Raw genomic sequence first — 21,412 nt, 5'->3', positions numbered from 1 at the left:
CGGCTCCGCGCCCTCGTCACCGCCGGGGGGCGGTCGCAGGGGCCCTGATGGTGAAACGGTCGAGCGCGTCGTCATCGCACCTTTCCTCCCGTGTTCTCCCGTGGGCCTTCGGTGCGAACAGTCAACGTTCACAGCGCGTGCGGTGTCATGAGGACAGGGTCACAAAGCTCTCCGGGACCCCCTGTGGCGCACACACAGTCGGTTGTCCGAGGGGCCACGCCTTGACCGGCCATGACGTGCGTGATATTCGTCGCGGTCTGGGGTCTGGAGAGAGATATGCGAACATCAGCCGCCCTGCCCGCAGTGGCTTCCCGTCTGAAAGCCGCTTCGACTCACATCGCCAACGAGTTCGTCCGCCAATACGTATCCGCCGCCGATCCCGGCTCGCCCGACCGGCAGGCGCCCGTGGAGACCTTCGAGACCGGAGTCCGCATCGTCGGGCTGTGTGCGGAGGCCCTCACGGGCGAGCGCGCGCCGGCCGACGCCGGCACCGAGCGCGGCGCCCGCGTCGCGCTGCAGGGCAAGTCCGTCGCCGAGGCCGTGGACTGGCTGCGTTCCCTCGAACGCGTCATCACCGACCACGTGCTCGCCGACCCGGGCATCGAGAGAGACGAGGTCAGAGCCGCGCTGGCCGGAATCGCCGAGCTGTTCGACGAGCTGTGCACGCGCGAGCTGGAATCCTTCACCAACACCTACGGCGAGCTGTCGAGCTGGCACTCCCGGGTCGGCACCGACCTGCTGAGCTGCCTGGTCGCCGGTCCGCCGATGGACGCGAGCACCGTCAACAACCACGCCAGGGTGCTCAACATCAACCCGCACCAGCCGTTCCGGGCCGTCGCCGCCTGCCACGAGCCGGTGCCCAGCCCGCAGCAGTGGGCCCGGGTGCGCCGCCGCTTCCTGGAGGTCCTCGGACGGCACGACCCGCGCCGCGAGGCGCTGATCCGCGACCGCAACGGCCTGCTGCTCGCCCTGGTGCCCACCAACCGGGAGGGACCGGGCATCGTCGAGCTGCTCACCCGGATGCTCGACGACGAGCTGGGCCGGTCGCTGTTCGTGTCGTCAGGGGAGCCCGCGGAGTCGCTGGCCGCCGCCGGGCACAGTTGCCGCCAGGCTCTGTCGGCGCTGGAGATCGGCATCTACCGGGGGCAGCGCGGCCAGGTCACCAGGTGCACCGACGTCATCTTGGAGGTGCTGCTCGCGCACAACCGGTGGGTGTCGCGCCGGATCATCGACACCAGGATCGGCCCGCTGGTGGAGAAGCCGCACCTGCTCGACACGCTGCGCGTCTACATCTCCTGTGACATGGCGCTGCAGCGCACGGCAGAGGAACTGGTCGTGCACCCGAACACGGTGGCGTACCGGCTGCGGCAGATCGCCACGCTGACCGGGCGCGACATGCGCCGCATCACCGACATCGGCGACCTCGGCGTCGCCCTGATGGCGTACGACGCGGTGCAGATGCGCCGCGACCAGGAGGAGGGGCGCACCGACCTGCGCGCCCGTCTGTTCGGCTGAGGCCGGAGACCGCTACGGAAGCGCGCGTCCCTGACAGGGGGACGCGCGCTTCGGCGTGTCCTGAGCCTTCCCGCCGGAACCAGGGACTTCGACCGGGTGCCTGTGACCGGGACATAAGCCCCGCGCGGATTCTTTGGGTTCCCACCCTCATAAAGGTCAGGGGGGAACCGGCTTAGGCTTCGAGCCGATCGCCAGACGTGAGCGGAGCGTACATGGACCACCGTGCGGACACGTACATCGGCGGGCGCTGGGCCGAGAGCCGGGGCGAGGACGTCATCGCCGTCCTCGATCCAAGTACCGGGCACTGCGTCGCGACCGTCAGGGAATCGGCCGCGGAGGACGTCGACGCGGCGGTGGCCGCCGCCGAGGCGGCCCGCCCGGAACTGCGGGCGATGGGCGCGCAGGCGCGCGCCGCGCTGCTCGGCCGGATCGCCGACGAGCTGGAAGGGCGGGCCGCGCTGCTGGCAGGGCTCATCTCCAGGGAGATGGGCATGCCGCGCAAGCACTGCGAGGCGTACCAGGTGCGCACCGCCGTCACCACCTTGCGGAACACCGCCACCGCCGTGCGGCAGGTCGAGTTCACCGAGCGGATCGGCGGCTCGTCCGTGCGCAGGGAACCGGTCGGCGTGGTGGCCGCCATCACCCCGTGGAACTTCCCGCTGCTGCAGACCGTGGCCAAGATCGGCCCGGCGCTGGCCGCGGGGTGCCCGGTGGTGCTCAAGCCGAGTGAGATCACCCCGCTGGACGCGTTCGTGCTGGCCGAGGCCGTGCACGCGGCGGGCGCGCCGCCCGGCGCGTTCAACGTGGTGATCGGCAACGGCATGAACGTGGGCGAGTACCTGGTCGGGCATCCCGGCACCGCGATGGTGTCGCTGACCGGCTCGACCAGGGCCGGACGGCGGGTCGCCAGGCTCGCCGCCCCCGCGATCAAGCGGGTGTCCCTGGAACTCGGCGGCAAGTCCGCCTCGGTCGTGCTCCCGGACGGCGACCTCGCGGCGGCCATCGCAGGGTCGGTCCGCACGGTCGTGATCAACTCAGGCCAGACCTGCACCGCGCTGACCCGGCTGCTGGTGCCGTTCCAGCGGCTGGCCGAGACCGAGACGCTGGTCGCCGAGGCGATGGCCGGCTACCGGGTGGGCATGCCCGACGACCCGGACGCCGACGTCGGCCCGCTGGCCAGCGCCGGGCAGCAGCACCGGGTGAACGACCACCTGGAACGCGCCCCCGTGGACGGCGCCCGGACGATCTGGGCGTATCCCTCCGACGGCATTCCACGCACCGGCTTCTACGCGGGCCCGGCCGCGTTCGCGGTCTCCGACCCGCGCATCCCGCTCGCCCAGCAGGAGGTGTTCGGGCCGCTGCTGGCCGTCATCCCGTACGTGGACGAGGCCGACGCCGTCGAGATCGCCAACGGCACCGAGTACGGCCTGGCCGCCGCCGTGTGGTCGGCCGACGAGGAGCGCGCGCTGCGGGTGGCCGACCTGCTGGAGGCCGGGAGCGTCGCGGTGAACGGGGCGCCGTTCAACGGGCTGGCCCCCTTCGGCGGCTACAAGCGCTCGGGCTACGGCCGCGAGCTGGGCGTGCACGGCATCACCGAGTTCACCGAGCTGAAGTCCGTCCAGGTGCGGGCGGGGGCGGCCGGATGAGCGCGCCCCGGCCGGGACGCACCGGCGGCGAACTGGCCACCGAGGCGCTCCGCGCGCTCGGCGTGACCCACGTCTTCGGCGTCGCCAGCGTGCACAACCTGCCCATCCTCGACGCGATCCGGCGCGACGGCGGTATCACCGTGGTCAACGTCCGGCACGAGCAGGCCGCCGTGCACGCCGCCGACGGCTACTCCCGTGTGACCGGACGCCTCGGCGTGGCGCTCGCCTCCACCGGCCCCGGCACCGCCAACGCGATGGGCGGCCTGTTCGAGGCGTCGTTCGCGGGCTCGCGGGTGCTGCTGCTCACCGGGCAGGTCGAGACCCGCTTCTACGGCCAGCGCCGGGGCTACCTGCACGAGGCCGAGGAGCAGCGGGCGATGCTGCGCACCCTCACCAGGGAGACGTGGTCGCCGCGCCGGGTCGAGGACATCGCCGAGGCGGTCCTCGCGGCGGGCCGTGCGGCCTGCTCGGGCGCACCGCGCCCGGTCGCCGTGGAGATCCCCGTGGACCTGCAGTACGCCCGCGCGGACGTGGCCGTGCCGCGGCCCGCTCCGGTGCTGCGCGCGACACCTCCGCAGGACCGGGTCCGGGCGGCGGCCGAACTGCTCGGCGGCGCGGCCCGGCCGCTGATCTGGGCCGGGGGCGGCGTCCTGTCCGCAGGAGCCTGGCCCGAGCTGCGCGCGCTCGCCGAACGCCTGGACGTTCCCGTCGTGACGTCCGTTCAGGGACGCGGCGCGCTCCCCGAGGACCACCCGCTCTGCCTGGGCGCGCTGGTGGCCGCCCCGCCGCTGCGCGAGATCGTGGAGGAGGCCGACGTGCTGCTCGCGGTCGGCACCCGCTTCCAGATGTACGCGACCGACCAGTGGCGGCTGCGGCTCACCTCCGATCTGATCCACGCCGACGCCGACGCGGGTTCCTTCGGGCGCACCTACCCTCCGGCGGTCACCCTGCACGGCGACGCCGGTGAGACGCTGCGCGCCCTGCTGGCCGTCACCGAGCCGGGCGGCGACCGCAAGTGGACGGCACGCGCCGCCGACGCCGCCGCCCGCGCCCGCGCGGCGGCGCTCGAAGCCATCGGCCCCGACCATCGGGCGATCATGGAGACCATCCGCCGCCTGCTGCCCAGGGGCGGCCCCGTGGTCAGGGACGCGACCGTGCCCGCCTACCGGTGGGGCGACCGACTGCTGCCCGTCCTTGAGCCCAGGACCTCGCTCAACCCCGCGTCGGCCGCCATCGGCCCCGGCCTGCCGCTCGCGCTCGGCGCGGTCGTCGGGCGCGGCGAGCGGGGCGTGGTGATCCACGGCGACGGCGGCATCATGCTGTCGATCGGCGAGCTGGCCGCGGTGGCGCAGGCGGAGGCCCCGCTGACCGTGTGCGTGTTCAACGACGGCGGCTACGGCGTGCTGCGCGAGGTGCAGCACGCGACGTTCGGCGGGGCGCGCAACGACGTGGACCTGCACACTCCCGACTTCGCCGCGCTGGCCGCCGCGATGGGCATGCCCGGCGAGCGGGTCCGCGACGCGGCGGGCTTCGAGCGGGCCTTCGCCCGGTCGGTGGCGGGGGCCGGGCCGTACGTCATCGACATCGACATGACCGCGCTCGCCCCGATGGGCGGCGCCGCCGGCGCGCAGCGACTGCTGAGCTGACCTCCATCTTCTCCGCTTCACGTCCCTCAGGAGGCGCGTTGTGACCGTCCGAAACGGATGGTACGTTCTCGCAGGTGTCCATCAACCTCACGTCCAGCTCGTACCTGGTGCTGGGACTCATCGGGCTGCGCGGCCCGAGTTCCTCCTATCAGTTGAAACGGACCGCCGACCGGTCGATCGGACATTTCTGGCCGTTCCCACACAGCCAGCTCTACGGCGAGCCGCGCAGGCTGGCCGAGGCCGGGCTGCTCAGCGAGTCGGCCGAGACCGGCGGACGCCGCAGGCGCACCTACTCGCTGACGGAGAAGGGCCGCGAGGCGCTGCGGGAGTGGCTGCGCGAGCCACAAGCCGAGGTCTTCCAGGTGCGCGACGAGGCCGAGCTGAAGCTGTTCTTCAGCGAGCTGGGCGACGACTCGACGGTCCGGCGGCTGGCCGACGCGCAGGTGGAGTTCCACCGCGAACGGCTCAGCGGCTTCCGGGCGACACTCGATCGCATGGCCGGGATCCCCGACTTCGAGCGGCGGGTCGGGCCGCTGATCCTCGGGGTGCGGGTGGAACTGGCCTGCCTGGCCTTCTGGAAGGACGTGCGGGCGGACGGGCTGACAGGGGCGCTGGTCCGCACGGACGACCTGGCGGAGGCGCTCGCCGACGACGACTGAGCGGTGCGCCGGGGCGGTGGCCGTCGTGAGGCCGCGCCGCTGCCGGGGTCCGCGCCAGGAGACGCTGCTGCGGATGCTGGAGAACACCCTCCACCACGCCGAGCGTCCGGACGAACTGATCGTGTACGCGGGCCTGGCCAAGGCCGCCCGCGACCACGCCGCCCTCGCCACCACGATCACCGCGCTGCGCGAGCTGGACGAGAACGAGACCCTCGTGATCCAGTCCGGCAAGCCGATCGGCGTGTTCCCGACCGGCCCTTCGGCCCCGCTGGTGCTGATGGCGACCAGCAACCTGATCGGCCGCTGGGCCACCGCCGAGCACTTCTACGAGCTGGAACGCCGTGGCCTGATCATGTGGGGCGGCTACACGGCGGGCGACTGGCAGTACATCGGCTCGCAGGGCATTTTGCAGGGCACCTACCAGACGCTCTCGGCGGTCGCCGACGAGCACTTCGGCGGTGACCTGGCCGGTCGGCTGGTGGTGACGGCCGGGCTCGGCGGAATGGGCGGCGCGCAGCCGCTGGCCACGTACCTGGCCGGGGGCGTCGCCCTGTGCGTGGAGGCCGACTCCGACCGCATCGCCCGCCGGATCGGGTCCGGCTACCTGGAGCGGGCGACCGACTCGCTGGACGAGGCGCTGGACTGGGTGGCCGAGCGGCAGCGGGCCGAGCAGCCCGCCTCGGTGGGGCTGCTCGGCAACGCGGCCGAGGCGCTGCCCGCGATGCGGGCGCGCGGGCTGGTGCCCGACGTGGTCACCGACCAGACGCCCGCGCACGACCTGCGCTACTACGTCCCCGTTGGGATGAGCCCGCAGGAGGCCGCGGAGCTGCGCGAGAGCGACCCGGACGAGCTGGTCAGGCGCGCCCGTGACGCGGTGGCCGAGCACGTGCGGTGCATGCTCGACTGGCAGGACGCGGGCGCGGTGGTCTTCGAGTACGGCAACAACATCCGCGCGCAGGCGGCGGCCTCCGGCGTGGACGCCTTCCGCATCCCGATCTTCATGGAGCGTTACATCCGGCCGCTGTTCTGCCGGGGCCTCGGGCCGTTCCGGTGGGTGGCCGCCTCCGGCGACCCGGCCGACATCGACCGGATCGACGAGATCGTCACCCGCGAGTTCCCCGGCAACCCGCTCGCCGGGCGGTGGATCCCGCTGGCCAGGCGATATGTCCGCCAGCCGGAGGAGCCGGGCCTGCCCGCCCGGATCTCCTGGCTGGCGCACGGCGAGCGCGCGCGGCTGGCCGTACTCGTCAACGACGCGGTACGCCGGGGCGACCTGAACGGCCCGGTGGCCTTCACCCGCGACCACCTGGACGCCGGGGGCGTCTCGCAGCCGCTGCGCGAGACCGAGAACATGCCGGACGGCTCCGACGCGGTGTCGGACTGGCCGCTGCTGAACGCCCTGCTCACCGCAGGATCGGGGGCCGACCTGGTGGCCATCCACGCGGGCGGCGGCGGATACGCGGGCTACATGCAGAGCGCCGGGGTCACCGCCATCGCGGACGGCACGCGCGCGGCGGGCGAGCGCCTGTCGGCCGTCCTCACCGCCGACACCGGCATCGGCATCATGCGCTACGCCGACGCGGGCTACGAGACGGCGGCCGGAGCCGTGCGCGAGAGCGGCCTGCGGTGGTTCGGATGAGCGCGGCCCCGCTGCGCCGGATCGCGCTCGACGGCGGGCCCGTCGTCCTCGCCGGGGCGATGCGCGTCGAGCGCACCCCGAACGGCCTGATCCCCAGGCGGCTGCCGGAGTGGACCGAGCCCCAGATCACCGACCCCTACATGCGCCTGGTGGCCCTCCGCCCGGCCGGGGTGCGGCTGGTCTTCGCCACCGACGCGGACGCCGTCGAGCTGGACGTGAACGTGACGCGCTTCCGCAACGCGTACTTCCCCCCGCCGCCCGTCGCCTTCGACCTGGTGGTGGACGGCGAGCGGGTGGTCTCCGCGCCCGCCGAGCGCGGCGCGCTGTGCTCGGTCGCCGCCGGGGCGGTGGTCGCCAGGGTGGAGGGGAGCCCGGAGACCATCAGGTTCGACGGCCTCGGCCGCGGCTGGAAGGACCTGGAGCTGTGGCTGCCCCAGGCGTCCCACGTGGAGCTGCGCGAACTGCGCGCGGACGGCGACGCCCGCCCCGGCGCGCTGCCCGCCCGCCGGTGGATCCACTACGGCAGCTCGATCAGCCACTGCGCGGAGGCGTACGGGCCGGCCAGCACCTGGCCCGCACTGGTCGCCCGGCGCGCCGGGCTCGACCTGACCTGCCTGGCCTTCGCCGGTTCCTGCCAACTGGACCCGTTCGTGGCCCGGACGATCAGGGACGCCCCCGCCGACCTGATCAGCCTGAAGGTCGGGATCAACGTGCTGAACCTGGACACGATGAAGATCCGCACCTTCGTCCCCGCGCTGCACGGGTTCCTGGACACCGTCCGTGAGGGGCATCCGGACACGCCGCTGCTGGTGGTGTCGCCGGTCACCTGCCCGTCGGCCGAGGACCGCGCGGGCCCGACGCCGCAGGACGAGCGGGGCGTCTACCGCGCCGTCGGCGACGACGTGCCGGGCGTGAGCCTGACCCTGCGCACCATGCGCGCCCTGATCGAGCAGGCGGTGGCCGTCAGAGAAGACCCGAACCTGTCGTACCTGGACGGCACCGCGCTGCTCGGCCCCGCCGACGCCGGGGCGCTCTACGACGGCCTGCACCCGGACGCCGAGGGCTACCTGAGCATCGGCGAGCGATTCCACGAGCGCGTCTTCGGCCCCTCCGGGCCGTGGCACGCGGGGGAGGACCGATGAAGCCGGTCGAGGAGATCTGCGCGGATCTGATCAGGTTCGACACCAGCAACCCCGGCGCCGACGAGCGCGACGCGGCCGAGTACGTCGCCGCGCTGCTGGCCGGGATGGGCCTGGACCCGGTGCTGCTGGAGGCCGAGCCCCGCCGTACCAACGTGGTCACCCGGATCGAGGGGACCGAGCCCGGCCTGCCCGCGCTGCTGGTGCAGGGACACCTGGACACCGTCCCCGCCGACCCGTCGGCCTGGACGGTCCACCCGCGCGGCGGCGAGATCCGCGACGGGCAGGTGTGGGGGCGCGGCGCGGTGGACATGAAGAACGCCGTCGCGATGACCCTCGCCGCGACCGGCCGGTTGCTGGCGGCGGGCGCGCGCCCGCGCCGCGACATCGTGCTCGCCTTCGTCGCCGACGAGGAGACCGGTGGCGTGCACGGCGCGGGATACCTGGTCAACGAGCATCCGGAGCTGTTCGAGGGCTGCGCCGCGTGCCTCGGCGAGGTGGGCGGCTTCAACGTGGCGTCCCCGCCGGACGGCCCGCCGACGTTCGCGATCTCCGTCGCGGACAAGGGACTGCGCTGGTACGAGATCGTCCAGCGCGGGATCGCCGGCCACGGCAGCCTGGCCGCGCTGGACAACCCCATCACCGGGCTGGCCGACACCGTTCTGCGGCTGGCCGCGGCGACGCGCACCGTGGCGGTGCCGGAGCCGATGCGCCTGCTGGCCTGCGAGCTGGCCGGGCGCGAGGTCAGCGAGCCCGCCGACGTGCTCGACGTGCTCACCTCGGGGACCGGTCCGTTCGGCCGGATGCTGGCGGCGGGGATGAGCACCACCGTCAACGTCACCCGCGTCGGCGCGGGTGACAAGGAGAACGTCGTCCCCGGGGAGGCGTGGGCCCGCGTCGACTGCCGGTACCTACCGGGACAGGAGGACGAGCTGGACCGGCGGATCCGCGCGGAGGCCGGGCCGTCGGCGGAGGTGCGCCTGCTGCGGCGCACGCCACCGGTCGTCTCCGACCACACCGGCGAGTGGTTCGACCGGATGGCGGAGGCGCTGCGGGACGAGCTGCCGGGGAGCCGGGCCGCGCCGTACGTGTTCAGCGGGGGCACCGACAACAAGTGGTTCGGACGGCTCGGCATGCGGACCTACGGGTTCACGCCGATGCTGCTGCCGTCCGGCTACGACTACCCCGCCATGTTCCACGGCGTGGACGAGCGCGTGCCCGTCGAGGCGCTGCGGTTCGGCGAACGAGTCATGGAGAGGCTGATGTGCCGATGAGAAGGGTGCGGACGGGCGGGCCGAGAGTCGCGATCGTCGGCTGCGGGCTGGGCGGCATCGCCACCGGGGTCAACCTGAAGCGGCGGGGGATCGACCGGTTCGTCATCTTCGAGCAGTCGGACGGCCCAGGCGGCACCTGGTGGGACAACCGCTACCCCGGCTGCGAGGTGGACATCCCCTCGCACGCCTACTCCTTCTCCTTCCTCCCCTACGACTGGTCGCGCACCCACGCCGGGCAGGAGGAGCTCCAGCGGTACGCCGAGCACGCGCTGGACCGGTTCGGGCTGCGCCGGCACTGCCGCTTCGGCACCCGCGTCGAGTCCGCGACCTGGGACGACGCCGCCGGGGCCTACGACGTGGTACTCGCGGACGGCGAGCGGGAGCGCTTCGACGTGGTGATCAGTTGCCTGGGGCTGCTCAACCATCCGAGATACCCCGACTGGCCGGGGATCGAGGACTTCGCCGGACCAAGGTTCCACACCGCGCGCTGGGAGCACGGGCACGACCTGACCGGCAAGCGGGTCGCCGTGGTCGGCACCGGCTCGACCGCCACCCAGGTCGTCCCGGCCATCGCCCCGCAGGTGGAGCGGCTGTTCGTGTTCCAGCGGCAGCCCGGGTGGATCCTGCCCAAGGGCGAACGCGACTTCACCCCGAAGGAACGCGCCCTCTACCGCCGCTTCCCGATCCTGCAGAAGGCCCGGCGGCTGTACCACTTCTACCGGTTCCGCCAGATGTTCAAGGGCTACGACCTGAACGGCCGGCGGCAGCGCGCCAACCTGCTGGCCTGCCGCGAGTACATCCGGCGGACCATCGACGACCCCGCGCTGCGCGAGCACCTGACCCCCGACTACCCGTGGGGCTGCAAGCGGCCGGTACTGGCCACCGGCTTCTACCCGGCGCTCAACCGGGACAACGTCGAGCTGGTGCCGCACGCCGTCGCCCGGATCACCCCGAAGGGGATCGTGGACGAGACCGGCACCGAGCGGGAGATCGACGTGCTGGTCATGGCCACCGGCTTCCAGCCCACCAACTTCCTGGCGTCGCTGGAGGTGCGGGGGATCGGCGGAGTGCGGATCCACGACCGGTGGGACGGCGACGCCACCGCCTTCCTCGGCATCACCGTGCCGGGCTTCCCCAACTTCTTCATGCTGTACGGCCCCAACACCAACGGCGGGTTCTCGATCATCGCCCAGCTCGAACGCCAGGCGGAAGTGGCCGCGAGCACCATCGCCCGGATGCGCCGCAGGCGGGTGCGGGCCGTGGACACCAAGCCGGACGCGCTGGCCCGCTGGGTTCGCTGGGTGGACGGGCAGTTGCACAAGAACGCCTCGGCGATGGAGGCGAACTGCACGAACTACTACCGCTCTGCCTCCGGGCGGAACGTGACCCAGTGGCCGAAGCCGCACGGCGAGTACTACCTGCTCACCAAGCTGCTGCCGAGGTTCGGCTTCAGCGAGAGGCGGGCCAGGTGAGCGAGGAGGAGTACGCGGCGGCCTACCGGGAGCTGGCGGCCGTCCCGGCCCTTCCGCCAAGGATCGCGCACCTGGTGGCGCTGGCCGTCAGCGCGTCGGTCACCCACCTGCACGCGCCCGGCGTGCGGGAGCACACCCGGGGCGCGCTTGAGCACGGCGCGACCCCGGCCGAGATCGTCGAGACCCTGCAGCTCACCTCGGTGCTCGGCGTGCACGCGCTCACCACCGGCGTCCCGCTGCTGGCCGAGGCGCTACGGCGGCGCGGGGAGTACCCCGACGGCGACGACCCGCGTAGGGCGGAGCTGAAGGCCGACTTCGCCCGCCGCCGGGGCTACTGGGACTCCGGCTGGGACGACCTGCTCGCGCTCGACCCGGACTACTTCGCCGCCTACACCCGCCTGTCGTCGGTCCCCTGGGAGAGCGGCCCGCTCCCGCCGAAGGTGAAGGAGTTCGTCTACATCGCCATCGACGCCTCGGCCACCCACATGTACGCCGGCGGCCTGCGCGTGCACATCGACAACGCGCTGGCGCACGGCGCGACCGGCGCCGAGATCATGGCCGTGCTGGAGATCGCGAGCCTGATCGGCGTGCGCAGCGTCGAACTCGGGCTGCCCGTGCTGCGCGAACTTCTTGGCGATCCCGGCGAATCCGACGAGGCTGGTTGAATTATATTGCGCGACCAGTAAAGATCGACGATCCTGCACAGTACGCGATTACCCTCGCGGCACTGAACAGGAGGTGCCCGGCATGCCCCCCACCCACATCGCGCCTGACCGGGAACATCGGGAACATCGTCGTGTCGTCCTGGCCACCATGGTCGGCACGACCATCGAGTGGTACGACTTCTTCATTTACGCGATCAGTACCGGGCTCGTGTTCGCCACCGAATTCTTCGGTGGAATCGGAAAAGACGCGTTACTCATATCCTTCGCCACCATCGGGATCAGCTTCTTCTTCCGCCCGGTAGGCGCCGTGATCGCCGGTCATCTCGGCGACCGGCTCGGCCGCCGGGCCATGCTGATCGCGACGCTGCTGCTGATGGGCGTCTCCACGGCGCTGATGGGCCTGGTGCCCTCGGCGCAGGCCATCGGCGTCGCCGCGCCGATCATCCTGGTGCTGCTGCGCATACTGCAGGGGCTGTCGGCCGGTGGCGAGTGGGGCGGTGCCGCCCTGCTCGCCGTCGAGCACGCTCCCCCCGGCCGACGCGGGCTCTACGGCGCGTTCCCCCAGATCGGCGTGCCGATCGGGCTGCTGCTGGCCAACGGCGTGCTGGCCGCGGTCGCCGCGCTCACCACCCCCGAGCAGTTCCTCGCCTGGGGCTGGCGCATCCCGTTCCTGCTCAGCGTGGTGCTGGTGGTGTTCGGCACCTACATCCGCACCCGGGTCGCGGAGAGCCCGGTGTTCGAGGAGGTGCGCAAGACCAGGACCCAGTCGAGCGTGCCGGTCGTCGAGCTGTTCCGGCACCACTGGCCGCTGGTCATCGTCGGGGCGCTGCTGTTCGCGGCCAACAACGCGGTCGGCTACATGAGCACCGGCGGCTACGTGCAGTCGTACGCGACCAAGACCTTGCACATGGACCGGTCGGTGGTGCTGGCGGCGGTGATGGTCTCGGCGGTGGGCTGGCTGGCGAGCACCCTGCTCGCCGGGTGGCTGGCCGACCGGTACGGCAGGCTGGTGATCTACCGGATCGGCTTCGTCGCGCAGCTCGTCTGGATGTTCCCGTTCTTCCTGCTGCTCGACACGGCGAACCTCGGGCTGGTCATCCTGGCGCTGGTGCTGTTCACCGTCGGCCTGGGGCTGACGTACGGGCCGCAGCCCGCGCTGTACGCGGAGATGTTCCCGACCAGGGTGCGCTACAGCGGCGCGGCCATCTCCTACGCGGTCGGGGCCATCCTGGGCGGCGCGTTCGCGCCGACCATCGCCGAGGTGCTGCAGACCCGCACGGGCACGGTGTACTCCGTGGGCGTCTACCTGTCGTTCGTCACCGTGGTCGGCCTGCTCGCGAGCTTCCTGGTAAAGGACCGCCCTGGCCTCCCCCTCACCGAGGAGCGGCCCCGCTCGCAGTCGTAGTGGACGCATGCAGGCCAATGCGACGGTCAACGGCTGATTCATCCTGAAATCAGGTCGGTCAACCGCTATTTAGGCCAAGTAGGCGGATGAGATGTTCAATGTCTACACGTGTGGCCAAAGGGGATATTTCACCACGCCAAAATCAATTAAGGTCGACCTGATCGGCTCTATAGATGATCATAGAGTCGTTGTAACCTGGCCTCCTATCATGGTGGTGCGGCGGAGGTGGGTCGATTTGAGCGACGATGGTGCTCGAATCGCCGGTAAGCTGTCGATCTGGCTCGCTGGTATTTTCGCCATGATCGCGCTGATCCATGGGGTCGTTAACCTTTTCCTGAAGAATCCGGTTCCTATTCCGCTGGAACTCGTCTCGGGCTACCTCATGGGAACATTGGCCACCTTCATCGCCTACGTCTACGACCGCTCCGAGTCGATGATCGCTAGGCAGGAGCGTCTGCTCCGCCAGCCCGCACGGGGCGTGGAGGTGTTCAAGACGAGCGAAGAGTTCTTGAAGACCCTCGTCGAGATAACGGCGGGGGCTACCACCGTGAGCACGCTGAATCTGTCGCCGGCTCAGGGCGAACACCCCGAACTGGATCGCTATTTTTCGGAGGTGCACGGCTACATCAGGAGCAAGAAGAGTACACTTAAGAGTTTTCGAAGCATCGCAAGCGTGGACACCGAACAGAAATCACTATGGCTGGTCCAGCGAAGCGCCGAGCTGCTCCAAACGGGACGGGTCTCCTTTGCGATATTCGATCAGGATCGTGTCCGCCCGCTGCTGCATCCGCTAAGCCTCCACATAACCAGCAAAAGAGATGTTCTATACGTTTTCATATTTCCCCCCGTGAACCTGACGGGCTCGATGGACTCGATCCTGATCTCCGATCCCGTGCTGGGCAAGGTAATGCTAGATTACTACAATGTGCTGTGGCACGACTCGTTGAAGATAAATGAGGGAGGGATAGTCCGGAGGGCGGGATTGGAGCGGCTGCGGGAACTCAATCCAGATATAGAGGCGAACGTCTACTACGAGACCCTGAGAAGGGGAATTATAAATGGATAACCTTCGGCAGAGAGTGCGCACCTCAACTCCCCTGCTCGGTACTCTCATAACACTGGACTCTCCGGAGATGGCGCTCATCCTGCAGCAGGCGGGATTCGAGTGGTTCTTCCTGGACCTGGAGCATTCGGCACTGCTGGACCTGAAGAGCGCTCAGCGCATCATCGAAGTACTGCAGCCGAGCTCTTATGCGGTCATGCGGCTCCCGGACGGCTCGGAAACATGGATCAAGCACGCCCTGGACACCGGGTGCGATGGAATAATAATTCCGCATGTCGCGACCGCGGCGGATGCTCAGCGTGTCGTCAAAAATGCCAAGTACCCACCGATCGGCAGGCGCAGTGTCGGGATCGCACGCGCGCACAGGTATGGATCTTCCTTCAAGGAATATCTGAGCAGCGCGAACGACAGTGTGGCCGTTGTGGCCCAAATAGAGGAAGTAGAAGGCGTGGATAATATCGACGACATCCTGTCGGTCGAGGGTATCGATGCCATATTTGTTGGGCCCTACGACCTCTCGGGGAGCATGGGGATACTCGGAGACCTCGCCGATGCCGATCTCCGTCAAAAGGTGGACCACGTTCGTGTCGCTTGTCGAGAAAAGGGTGTTCCATTCGGGATCTTCTGTCCTAACGGTTCGTCGGCGAGAGCTGAAGTCGAGCAGGGGAGCGTTCTGCTGGCAGTGGGCTCCGACGCCGGCTACGCGGCCGCCGGGGCGGGGGCGGTCCTACGTGAACTGAGGACAGGGTGAATAGTCGGAGCATCATAAGCGGGGTGGACCTCACCACGGCATATGATGCTCTTATCGGCGAACCTTCCCTGTTGGTGGCGCGCATACCCGGCTACATTCCAGCAGACGTATGCGCCTACGCTCGCGGTCACATCATTCCGGAGATAATGCGAAACTCTTCCAGAAGGATCTATCGTAGCCAGGTCGAAGCGTTCACGGATGCCTTCCGCAACGGAGAACAGGCCATCGAGAGCTACCTGGAGCGCGCGCCCAGAGTCATTCGGGAGCTGCGGGAGGCTTTTCATCCGTACGCCAATCCCGCCGATACGTTCAGGAGTGAGATCGAAGAGCTCGCACCGTACGGTGCGCAGTTACTCCGTTTCAGGCGCAGGCCGGTGGTGTTCGGTATGATGCGTAGCTGGGATCCTCTCCTGGAGGCGCTTCCGCATTTCGATATGTTGTCCGAATTCAACCCCGCGCTCGATTTGGAACTAGAATTTTTCGAGCAGTTCGGCGTCAACATGCACCTTGAGGCTCCCTGCCGGGGTGGGGAATTGAATGTGTGGGATAAAACGCTCGACAGTATGAGGGAAGTCGGTGTTTCAGGCGAGAACAAGACCTATGGATTCGATCCCGCGAGACTTCCCGAGCCGGATGTCACTATTCGGCCCAGTGTAGGTGATTTGATCATCGTGAAATCGACCCGCCTTCATTCCGTCTCCAAGACAGATCGAGGAAGGCGTGTTACCATCTCGGGGTTCCTCGGCCTTACTCGGGGGAAGATCGGTGCAAGACTGTGGAGTTGAATACGTGCCACTATCAATCGCTGCGACCGAAGACGGCGCCGAGTACTGGGATTTGACCTCCGCGGCACCCGGTTACTTGTTCTCGCTGCGTGACATGACCGCTCTGATAACCGGCGCCGGGGGCGGGGTCGGCGGCTGGCTGGCCATCGGGCTGGCCGCCGCCGGTGCCCGCCTGGTCCTTTCTGATGTGAATGAGGAGCTGTGCGGTCGGCTCAGCAATTTTCTTTCAAACAGAGGTGTCGATTTCATTGTGGTGCCCGCGGACCTGCGGGAGGTCGATGCGCCTCGGCAACTCGTTGCCAGGTCCGTTGAGCGATACGAGGCGCTGGACGTCGTGGTGAACGCCGCCGCGATGAACGAGCGGCGGCCTATCGCCAGTGTCGGAACCGATCTGTGGACCGAGATCGCCAACGTCAACTTGCGCTCCGCCTACTTCATCGCACGCGAAGCCATGCTCTCGATGCGGAACTCGGGCGGCGGGTCGATCATTAACATTACATCGGTCAACTCTGAGATCGGGCTTGAGGATGTCTCCGTCTATGGGGCACATAAGGCGGCATTGGCGCAGGCGACGAAGACGATGTGTATTGAGTGGGCGAAATATAACATCCGGGTCAACTGTATAGCGCCCGGCTTCCTCATGACGTCCCTCTCAAGGCCGCTGTGGCTTGACGAGGATCGGGCGAAGTGGATACTCGACCGTTGCCCGATGCGGCGCCCCGGGGCGCCCTCGGAATTGATCGGAGCATGTTTGCTGCTCGCTTCCGGGGCCGGCTCGTTCATTTCGGGAAGCAGCATTCTGATCGACGGCGGCCTGCTGGCCGGGAGTCCGTGGAAGTAGTGGTGTCGTTCGCCGGCGGATCGTGAACCGCGAACCGAGAGCGGACCACGACGATCAGCGCGGGGACGCCGATCGGGCCCCGCCACGCGGGTGATCCAGGTCTGGATCAGGGCCGCGTTCACCGTGGCCTGATGCGGCTGGACGCCGAACCCCGGTACCGCGCCGGCCGTCAGCGGCGCACAGCGGAGTTCGATGCGCGAGCGATCTGCGTGCTCATCCGTAGCGAGGGCTTGGGCCGTCGGGCAACGGCTCGGCCGCGGTTTGGGCTTCGCGTCAGTGCGAAGAGCGGCCCCGGACGCGGACGTAGTGGACGCGCGTGCCATTCTGGTCACTACGCCGACCGGAGGAGGCACATGCCCCGCGCGACGATCCCCGACCGGGCCAACGTGATCCTGGCCCACGCCCGCGACGTCATCCTGGAGAAGGGCTTCCGGCACGCCACCATCGCCGAGATCGCGCAGCGCTGCGGGGTCGGCAAGGGTGCGATCTACCTCGACTTCGCGTCCAAGGAGGCGCTGCTCGACGCGCTGCTCACCCGGTCCGTGCGCTCGCTCGCCCAGGCGGTGCGCGACCGGGTGGCGGCCGAGGACGGGCCGGTGCCGCTGTCAGCCGTCTACCGGTTCGCGCTGACGGCGCTGCTCGGCGACCGGCTGATGCTGGCCGTCTACCTGTCCGACGACGGCGTCCTCGGCGAGCACCTGCGGGACAAGGGCGCCGAGCGCTACGGCCCCCGGATGGACTGGCTCGCCCACTACGTCGACGACCTGCGCGCGGCCGGGCTGCTTCGGGCCGACCTCGACCCCGGGGCCGCGTCGTTGATGATGTCGGTGTTCGCGGTCGGCCTGGCCAACGCGTCGGCCACCCTGGGGGCGCTCACCCCGGGACACCTGGATCAGGCGATCGGCCTGATGGCCGGCCTGATCGAGGCGGGCTGGGAGACCGGCGCCGAGCGCGGCGGTCCCGCCGCCAGGCACGCGCACGCCCGGCTGCTCGACCGCCTCGGAGGGCAGGTGGACGCCCTGTGACCCCCTCCGTCTTCGCCGACCCCCGGACGATCCGCCTGCCCGGCGGCCCGCTGTGCCTGTACGAGGCCGGGCCCGTGGCCGGGGATCGCCCGCCGGTGCTGCTGCTGCACGGCGCGATGCTGGACACCGCCCCGCTCATCTGGCGGCACCTGATGCCCGAACTGGCCCGCGAACGGCGGGTCGTGGCCATCGACATGCCCCGCCACGGCGGATCGCGTCCCTGGCAGGGCACGCTCGACCAGCCCGCCATGGCCGCCGCCGTGGACGGCGTGCTGGACCACTTGGAGATCGGCCGGGCCACGCTCGCCGGGCTGTCCATGGGCGGCGGCGTCGCGATCGGGTACGCGCTGTCCCGGCCCGAGCGGGTCGCGGCGCTGGTGGCGATCAGCCCCGGCGGGCTGGACCGCACCCGCCCGCCGCACTTCCTGACCTGGCTGGGGCTGCGTTCCGACCGGCTCCTGCGCTACGCGACGCGATGGGTGGCCTCGCCGTCGTACCTGCGGCGGACGATGGAGCGCCAGTTCGCGGCGGGCGCGGACACCCCCGATTTCGAGGAGGTGATGGCCCTCATAGAGGCCGAGGCCCGCCTGCGGCTGGCACACGGCGAGCGGGCGCTCGACGACTGGCAGATCACCGCGTACGGCCCGTGGCGGATGCGCCTGAACCACCTCCCTCACGTGCACCGGCTGGGCGTGCCGTCGCTGTGGGTGCACGGCGTGCTGGACAAGGCGGTCCGGGAGCGGTCCGTACGGCAGGCCGCCGCCAGCGCCCCGCGCGCCACGTTCGTGTCCATCGACCGGGCCGGTCACCTGGCCCCGCTGGAGCGCCCCGACGAGGTGAACGCCGCCGTGCTGTCGTTCCTGGACGACGCGGGAGTGTGAGGTTCACGGATTTCATGAACTGTGTAAAATCCTGCGGATGACACTCGACGCCCAGGGCTTCCTTGAGCGGTTCGCGATGATCATGTCCGACAGCGGCTATCCCCGGATGGCGGCCAGGGTCTTCGCCGCGCTGCTGGTCTCCGACGACGGTCACCTCACCGCCGCCGAACTCGGCGAACGCCTCCAGGTGGGGCCGCCGGCGATCTCCGGCGCGATCAAGTACCTGATGCGGGTCGGCATGGTCACCCGTGAACGCGATCCGGGCGAGCGGCGCGACCGCTACCGGGTCGATCAGGTCGCCTGGTTCACCGCGGCTTCGTCCAGCGCGGAGGTGTTCCGGCGGTTCGAGGACGGCGCGCGCGAAGGGCTTGAGGTCTTCGCTCCGGACACGCCCGTGGGGGCGCGTCTGGAGCAGACCCGCAGCTTCTTCGCGTTCCTCCGCCGCGAGGTCCCCGCGCTGGTGAACCGGTGGCGTGAGGAGTCAGGCGAGGTCGCGGCGGCGGAGCCCGGCGAATCCGGCGGCGAACAGCGCGGCGGCCACGGCGGTCAGTAGCAGCAGCGGCGTCACCGCGACCTGCCCGAGCACCACCCACGGCACGTGCACGAAGGGGATCACGGACAGCACCGGTCCCGGCACCTGGCCGAGCGTGCCGAAGACATCGAGCGCGATGAACCCCGCCCAGATCGCCCACGCCGCCGCCGAGGCCCGGGGCAGCAGCCCAGCGAGCAGCACCGCGATGCCCGTCATCACCCACACGGCGGGCAGGTAGGCCAGCGCCGCCCCGAGGACCACTGGGAACATGCCGAGGTCGCCGCCGCTCACTCCGTAGCCGAGCCCGGCGCCCGAGCCGAGCGCCGTCATCGACGCCCCGGACACCGCCAGCGCGGTCAGCAGATGGCCGGACGCCCAGCGGGCGCGGCTCGTCGGAGTGGCGAGCAGCAGGTCGGCCCGGCCCGAGGACTCCTCGGCGCGCATCCGCAGCGCGGACAGGATGCCGTGCGCGGCCACGATCCAGGCCAGCATGGACAGCAGGTAGTTGACGAAGAACGCGGACGGCTCGGCGTGCCCCCCGCCCAGCTCGGCGATCATCGTTCTGATCGCCGGGGCGTCGAGCTGGTCGTCGATCCCGGCGGAGACCGCGCCGCCGAGCGCGAGGCCCCCCGCCGCGAACCCGGCGACCCAGGCCGCCGCCTGGCCGCGCTGCGCCCGCCAGGCCAGCGCGAGCACGCCGTTCAGCCCGGGAGGCGCGCCGGCCGGTCCGGGCCGCGCGGGCAGCACTCCGGCGGCCAGGTCGCGCCGCGCCGACAGCCGGTAGGAGGCGTACAGCAGCACCGCGACCAGCGCCACGGTCGGCGCGAGGAACCACCACCGCTCGTCGGCGAACGCGCGGGTCCGTGCGGCCCAGCCCAGCGGCGACAGCCATCCGGGCCAGTCCGTCCCGGTGGCGTCGCCCACCGCGCGGACCAGGAAGCAGACGATGAACGCGCCGACGCCGAGCCCCCTGGCCGGCCCGGTGCCCTGGGTGAGCTGCGCGGCGAGCGCGCCGACGGCGGCGAACGCCCAGCCCGTCCCGGCCAGGGACAGGGCCAGCGTGACGGACCCGGCGAGCGGCAGGCCCGAGCCCGCCAGCCCGGCGACCATCAGCGCGGCGATCACCAGGTTCGCGGCGAGCACCACGGCCAGCGCCGCCGTCAGCGGCGCGTGCCTGCCCACCGCTCCCGCGCCGAGCAGCTCGCGGCGGCCGGACTCCTCCTCGGCCCGGGTGTGCCGGATCACCAGCAGCAGGCTCACCAGGCCGAGCAGCATGCCGCCGGACGCGGTCACGGTGTGCGCGGTCAGCCCGCCGACACCCGTGTCGTACACCGGGCCGCGCATGGCGATCTGCGCCGGATTGGCCATCGCCGCGCGGGCCGCGCCGAGCAGGGCGCCGGCGGTCGGGTACAGCTCGGCGGTGCTGCCCGCGATGGCGGCGGGGAAGGCGGCGGCGGGCAGGATCCACAGCGGCAGCAGGAGGCGGTCGCGGCGCAGGACGAGCCGGACGAGCGTGCCGGTGCCGGTCAGGGCGCTCATCGAGCGGCTCGCGCGGGCTCGCCGTCCGAGGTGGTGTAGTGCCGCAGGAAGAGATCCTCCAGGCTCGGCGGCGCGGCGGTGACCCCCCGCAGGCCCAGCTCGGTCAGCCGCCGGAACAGCTCGCCGACGTGCGCGGGCTCGACCTGGCAGGAGACGCGTCCGCCGTCCACGCGCAGGTCGTGCACCCCCGGCAGGCCGGCCAGCCCGGACGGCGTGCCCGCCACCTCCGCCGCCACCGTCGTGCGGGTCAGGTGGCGCAGCCCGGCCAGCGTGCCCGACTCCACGATCCGCCCGTTCCTGATGATGCTCACCCGGTCGCAGAGCGCCTCCACCTCCGACAGGATGTGGCTGGACAGCAGTACCGTCCGCCCCCGGGTGCGCTCCTCGGCCACGCACTCCCGGAACACCGCCTCCATGAGCGGGTCGAGGCCGGAGGTCGGTTCGTCCAGGATGAGCAGCTCGGTGTCGGAGGCCAGCGCCGCGACCAGGGCGACCTTCTGCCGGTTGCCCTTGGAGTAGGTCCGGCTCCGCTTGCGCGGGTCGAGTTCGAAGCGCTCGATCAGGCTCCGCTCGCGGCGCTCGTCCACGCCGCCGCGCAGCCGTCCGAGCAGGTCGATCACCTCGCCGCCGGACAGCGTGGGCCACAGCGTGACGTCGCCGGGCACATAGGCCAGACGGCGGTGCAGCTCGGTGGCGTCCGCCCAGGGGTCGCCGCCGAGTAAGCGGGCGGTGCCCGCGTCGGCGCGGGCGAGGCCGAGCAGGATTCTGATGGTGGTCGACTTCCCTGCCCCGTTGGGGCCGAGGAAGCCGTGGACCTCGCCCGCGCGGACGGTCAGGTCGAGCCCGTCCAGCGCGCGTGTCCGGCCGAACGACTTGACGAGCCCGGACACGCTGATCGCATCTGTCATCCAAGCAAGTTACATCAAGTTCACGAA

19 protein-coding genes are annotated in these 21,412 nt (G+C 70.6%); 17 read left to right on the top strand and 2 right to left on the bottom strand.

Annotated features, from left to right (window positions below):
* Positions 1-276: 276 nt before the first annotated feature.
* The 17 genes from P3X83_RS03395 to P3X83_RS03315 all read left to right on the top strand — a co-directional run bounded on the left by P3X83_RS03395 (position 277) and on the right by P3X83_RS03315 (position 18,959).
* The gene (locus tag P3X83_RS03395) at positions 277-1,515 is read left to right on the top strand and encodes a helix-turn-helix domain-containing protein (RefSeq protein ID WP_277302986.1); all 1,239 of its coding nucleotides are present in this window, start codon (positions 277-279) and stop codon (positions 1,513-1,515) included.
* Positions 1,516-1,727: 212 nt separating this feature from the next.
* Positions 1,728-3,161, top strand: coding sequence for an aldehyde dehydrogenase family protein (locus tag P3X83_RS03390; protein WP_277302985.1), 1,434 nt, complete (start codon positions 1,728-1,730; stop codon positions 3,159-3,161).
* Entirely contained in the window at positions 3,158-4,807 is a 1,650-nt protein-coding gene (locus P3X83_RS03385) for a thiamine pyrophosphate-binding protein (RefSeq protein ID WP_277302984.1), read from the top strand. The genes P3X83_RS03390 and P3X83_RS03385 overlap by 4 nt, the downstream gene beginning before the upstream one ends.
* A gap of 74 nt (positions 4,808-4,881) precedes the next feature.
* On the top strand, positions 4,882-5,466 hold the full coding sequence (locus P3X83_RS03380; RefSeq protein WP_277302983.1) for a PadR family transcriptional regulator: 585 nt from the start codon (positions 4,882-4,884) through the stop codon (positions 5,464-5,466).
* Positions 5,467-5,482: 16 nt separating this feature from the next.
* A complete protein-coding gene (locus P3X83_RS03375; protein ID WP_277302982.1) occupies positions 5,483-7,105 on the top strand; it encodes a urocanate hydratase in 1,623 nt (540 codons plus the stop codon).
* The gene (locus tag P3X83_RS03370; protein ID WP_277302981.1) at positions 7,102-8,247 is read left to right on the top strand and encodes a GDSL-type esterase/lipase family protein; all 1,146 of its coding nucleotides are present in this window, start codon (positions 7,102-7,104) and stop codon (positions 8,245-8,247) included. The genes P3X83_RS03375 and P3X83_RS03370 overlap by 4 nt, the downstream gene beginning before the upstream one ends.
* Positions 8,244-9,518, top strand: coding sequence for a M20/M25/M40 family metallo-hydrolase (locus tag P3X83_RS03365; protein ID WP_277302980.1), 1,275 nt, complete (start codon positions 8,244-8,246; stop codon positions 9,516-9,518). Before P3X83_RS03370 ends, P3X83_RS03365 begins: the two co-directional genes overlap by 4 nt.
* Entirely contained in the window at positions 9,515-10,990 is a 1,476-nt protein-coding gene (locus tag P3X83_RS03360; RefSeq protein WP_277302979.1) for an NAD(P)/FAD-dependent oxidoreductase, read from the top strand. The genes P3X83_RS03365 and P3X83_RS03360 overlap by 4 nt, the downstream gene beginning before the upstream one ends.
* Positions 10,987-11,655, top strand: coding sequence for a carboxymuconolactone decarboxylase family protein (locus tag P3X83_RS03355; RefSeq protein WP_277302978.1), 669 nt, complete (start codon positions 10,987-10,989; stop codon positions 11,653-11,655). Before P3X83_RS03360 ends, P3X83_RS03355 begins: the two co-directional genes overlap by 4 nt.
* Before the next feature lie 82 nt (positions 11,656-11,737).
* Entirely contained in the window at positions 11,738-13,060 is a 1,323-nt protein-coding gene (locus tag P3X83_RS03350; protein ID WP_277302977.1) for an MFS transporter, read from the top strand.
* Between the two features lie 91 nt (positions 13,061-13,151).
* Positions 13,152-14,126, top strand: coding sequence for a hypothetical protein (locus tag P3X83_RS03345; RefSeq protein WP_277302976.1), 975 nt, complete (start codon positions 13,152-13,154; stop codon positions 14,124-14,126).
* Entirely contained in the window at positions 14,119-14,874 is a 756-nt protein-coding gene (locus P3X83_RS03340) for an aldolase/citrate lyase family protein (protein ID WP_277302975.1), read from the top strand. The genes P3X83_RS03345 and P3X83_RS03340 overlap by 8 nt, the downstream gene beginning before the upstream one ends.
* Positions 14,875-14,897: 23 nt before the next feature.
* Positions 14,898-15,659, top strand: a complete 762-nt coding sequence (locus P3X83_RS03335) for a hypothetical protein (protein ID WP_277302974.1) — start codon at positions 14,898-14,900, stop codon at positions 15,657-15,659.
* A gap of 4 nt (positions 15,660-15,663) precedes the next feature.
* Complete coding sequence (locus P3X83_RS03330) at positions 15,664-16,500, top strand: SDR family oxidoreductase (RefSeq protein ID WP_277302973.1); 837 nt, start codon at positions 15,664-15,666, stop codon at positions 16,498-16,500.
* Between the two features lie 353 nt (positions 16,501-16,853).
* Positions 16,854-17,525 (top strand): TetR/AcrR family transcriptional regulator, encoded by a 672-nt coding sequence (locus tag P3X83_RS03325; RefSeq protein ID WP_277302972.1) that lies wholly within the window; start codon positions 16,854-16,856, stop codon positions 17,523-17,525.
* Complete coding sequence (locus tag P3X83_RS03320) at positions 17,522-18,406, top strand: alpha/beta fold hydrolase (protein ID WP_277302971.1); 885 nt, start codon at positions 17,522-17,524, stop codon at positions 18,404-18,406. The genes P3X83_RS03325 and P3X83_RS03320 overlap by 4 nt, the downstream gene beginning before the upstream one ends.
* A 37-nt stretch (positions 18,407-18,443) precedes the next feature.
* Positions 18,444-18,959: a MarR family transcriptional regulator gene (locus P3X83_RS03315; protein WP_277302970.1), complete on the top strand. Its 516-nt coding sequence runs from the start codon at positions 18,444-18,446 to the stop codon at positions 18,957-18,959.
* Here the strand turns inward: P3X83_RS03315 and P3X83_RS03310 are convergent.
* Positions 18,888-20,477, bottom strand: a complete 1,590-nt coding sequence (locus tag P3X83_RS03310; RefSeq protein WP_277302969.1) for an ABC transporter permease — start codon at positions 20,475-20,477, stop codon at positions 18,888-18,890. The two genes, P3X83_RS03315 and P3X83_RS03310, sit on opposite strands and share 72 nt — an antisense overlap.
* The gene (locus tag P3X83_RS03305; RefSeq protein ID WP_277302968.1) at positions 20,474-21,385 is read right to left on the bottom strand and encodes an ABC transporter ATP-binding protein; all 912 of its coding nucleotides are present in this window, start codon (positions 21,383-21,385) and stop codon (positions 20,474-20,476) included. The genes P3X83_RS03310 and P3X83_RS03305 overlap by 4 nt, the downstream gene beginning before the upstream one ends.
* Positions 21,386-21,412 lie beyond the last annotated feature (27 nt).

This window comes from Spongiactinospora sp. TRM90649 (assembly GCF_029382225.1).
GTDB lineage: Bacteria > Actinomycetota > Actinomycetes > Streptosporangiales > Streptosporangiaceae > Spongiactinospora.
The sequence above is the reverse complement of the archived record's forward strand: the minus strand, read 5'-3'. Positions and strand labels throughout refer to the sequence as shown.

What these genes read in the sequence shown, in the direction of transcription:
- P3X83_RS03325 (WP_277302972.1), top strand. Translation starts at nt 16,854, where the DNA reads ATGCCCCGCGCGACGATCCCCGACCGGGCCAACGTGATCCTGGCCCAC.
- P3X83_RS03360 (WP_277302979.1), top strand. Translation starts at nt 9,515, where the DNA reads ATGAGAAGGGTGCGGACGGGCGGGCCGAGAGTCGCGATCGTCGGCTGC.
- P3X83_RS03310 (WP_277302969.1), bottom strand. Translation starts at nt 20,477, where the DNA reads ATGAGCGCCCTGACCGGCACCGGCACGCTCGTCCGGCTCGTCCTGCGC.
- P3X83_RS03345 (WP_277302976.1), top strand. Translation starts at nt 13,152, where the DNA reads ATGTTCAATGTCTACACGTGTGGCCAAAGGGGATATTTCACCACGCCA.
- P3X83_RS03315 (WP_277302970.1), top strand. Translation starts at nt 18,444, where the DNA reads ATGACACTCGACGCCCAGGGCTTCCTTGAGCGGTTCGCGATGATCATG.
- P3X83_RS03390 (WP_277302985.1), top strand. Translation starts at nt 1,728, where the DNA reads ATGGACCACCGTGCGGACACGTACATCGGCGGGCGCTGGGCCGAGAGC.
- P3X83_RS03370 (WP_277302981.1), top strand. Translation starts at nt 7,102, where the DNA reads ATGAGCGCGGCCCCGCTGCGCCGGATCGCGCTCGACGGCGGGCCCGTC.
- P3X83_RS03385 (WP_277302984.1), top strand. Translation starts at nt 3,158, where the DNA reads ATGAGCGCGCCCCGGCCGGGACGCACCGGCGGCGAACTGGCCACCGAG.
- P3X83_RS03340 (WP_277302975.1), top strand. Translation starts at nt 14,119, where the DNA reads ATGGATAACCTTCGGCAGAGAGTGCGCACCTCAACTCCCCTGCTCGGT.
- P3X83_RS03365 (WP_277302980.1), top strand. Translation starts at nt 8,244, where the DNA reads ATGAAGCCGGTCGAGGAGATCTGCGCGGATCTGATCAGGTTCGACACC.
- P3X83_RS03350 (WP_277302977.1), top strand. Translation starts at nt 11,738, where the DNA reads ATGCCCCCCACCCACATCGCGCCTGACCGGGAACATCGGGAACATCGT.
- P3X83_RS03305 (WP_277302968.1), bottom strand. Translation starts at nt 21,385, where the DNA reads ATGACAGATGCGATCAGCGTGTCCGGGCTCGTCAAGTCGTTCGGCCGG.
- P3X83_RS03395 (WP_277302986.1), top strand. Translation starts at nt 277, where the DNA reads ATGCGAACATCAGCCGCCCTGCCCGCAGTGGCTTCCCGTCTGAAAGCC.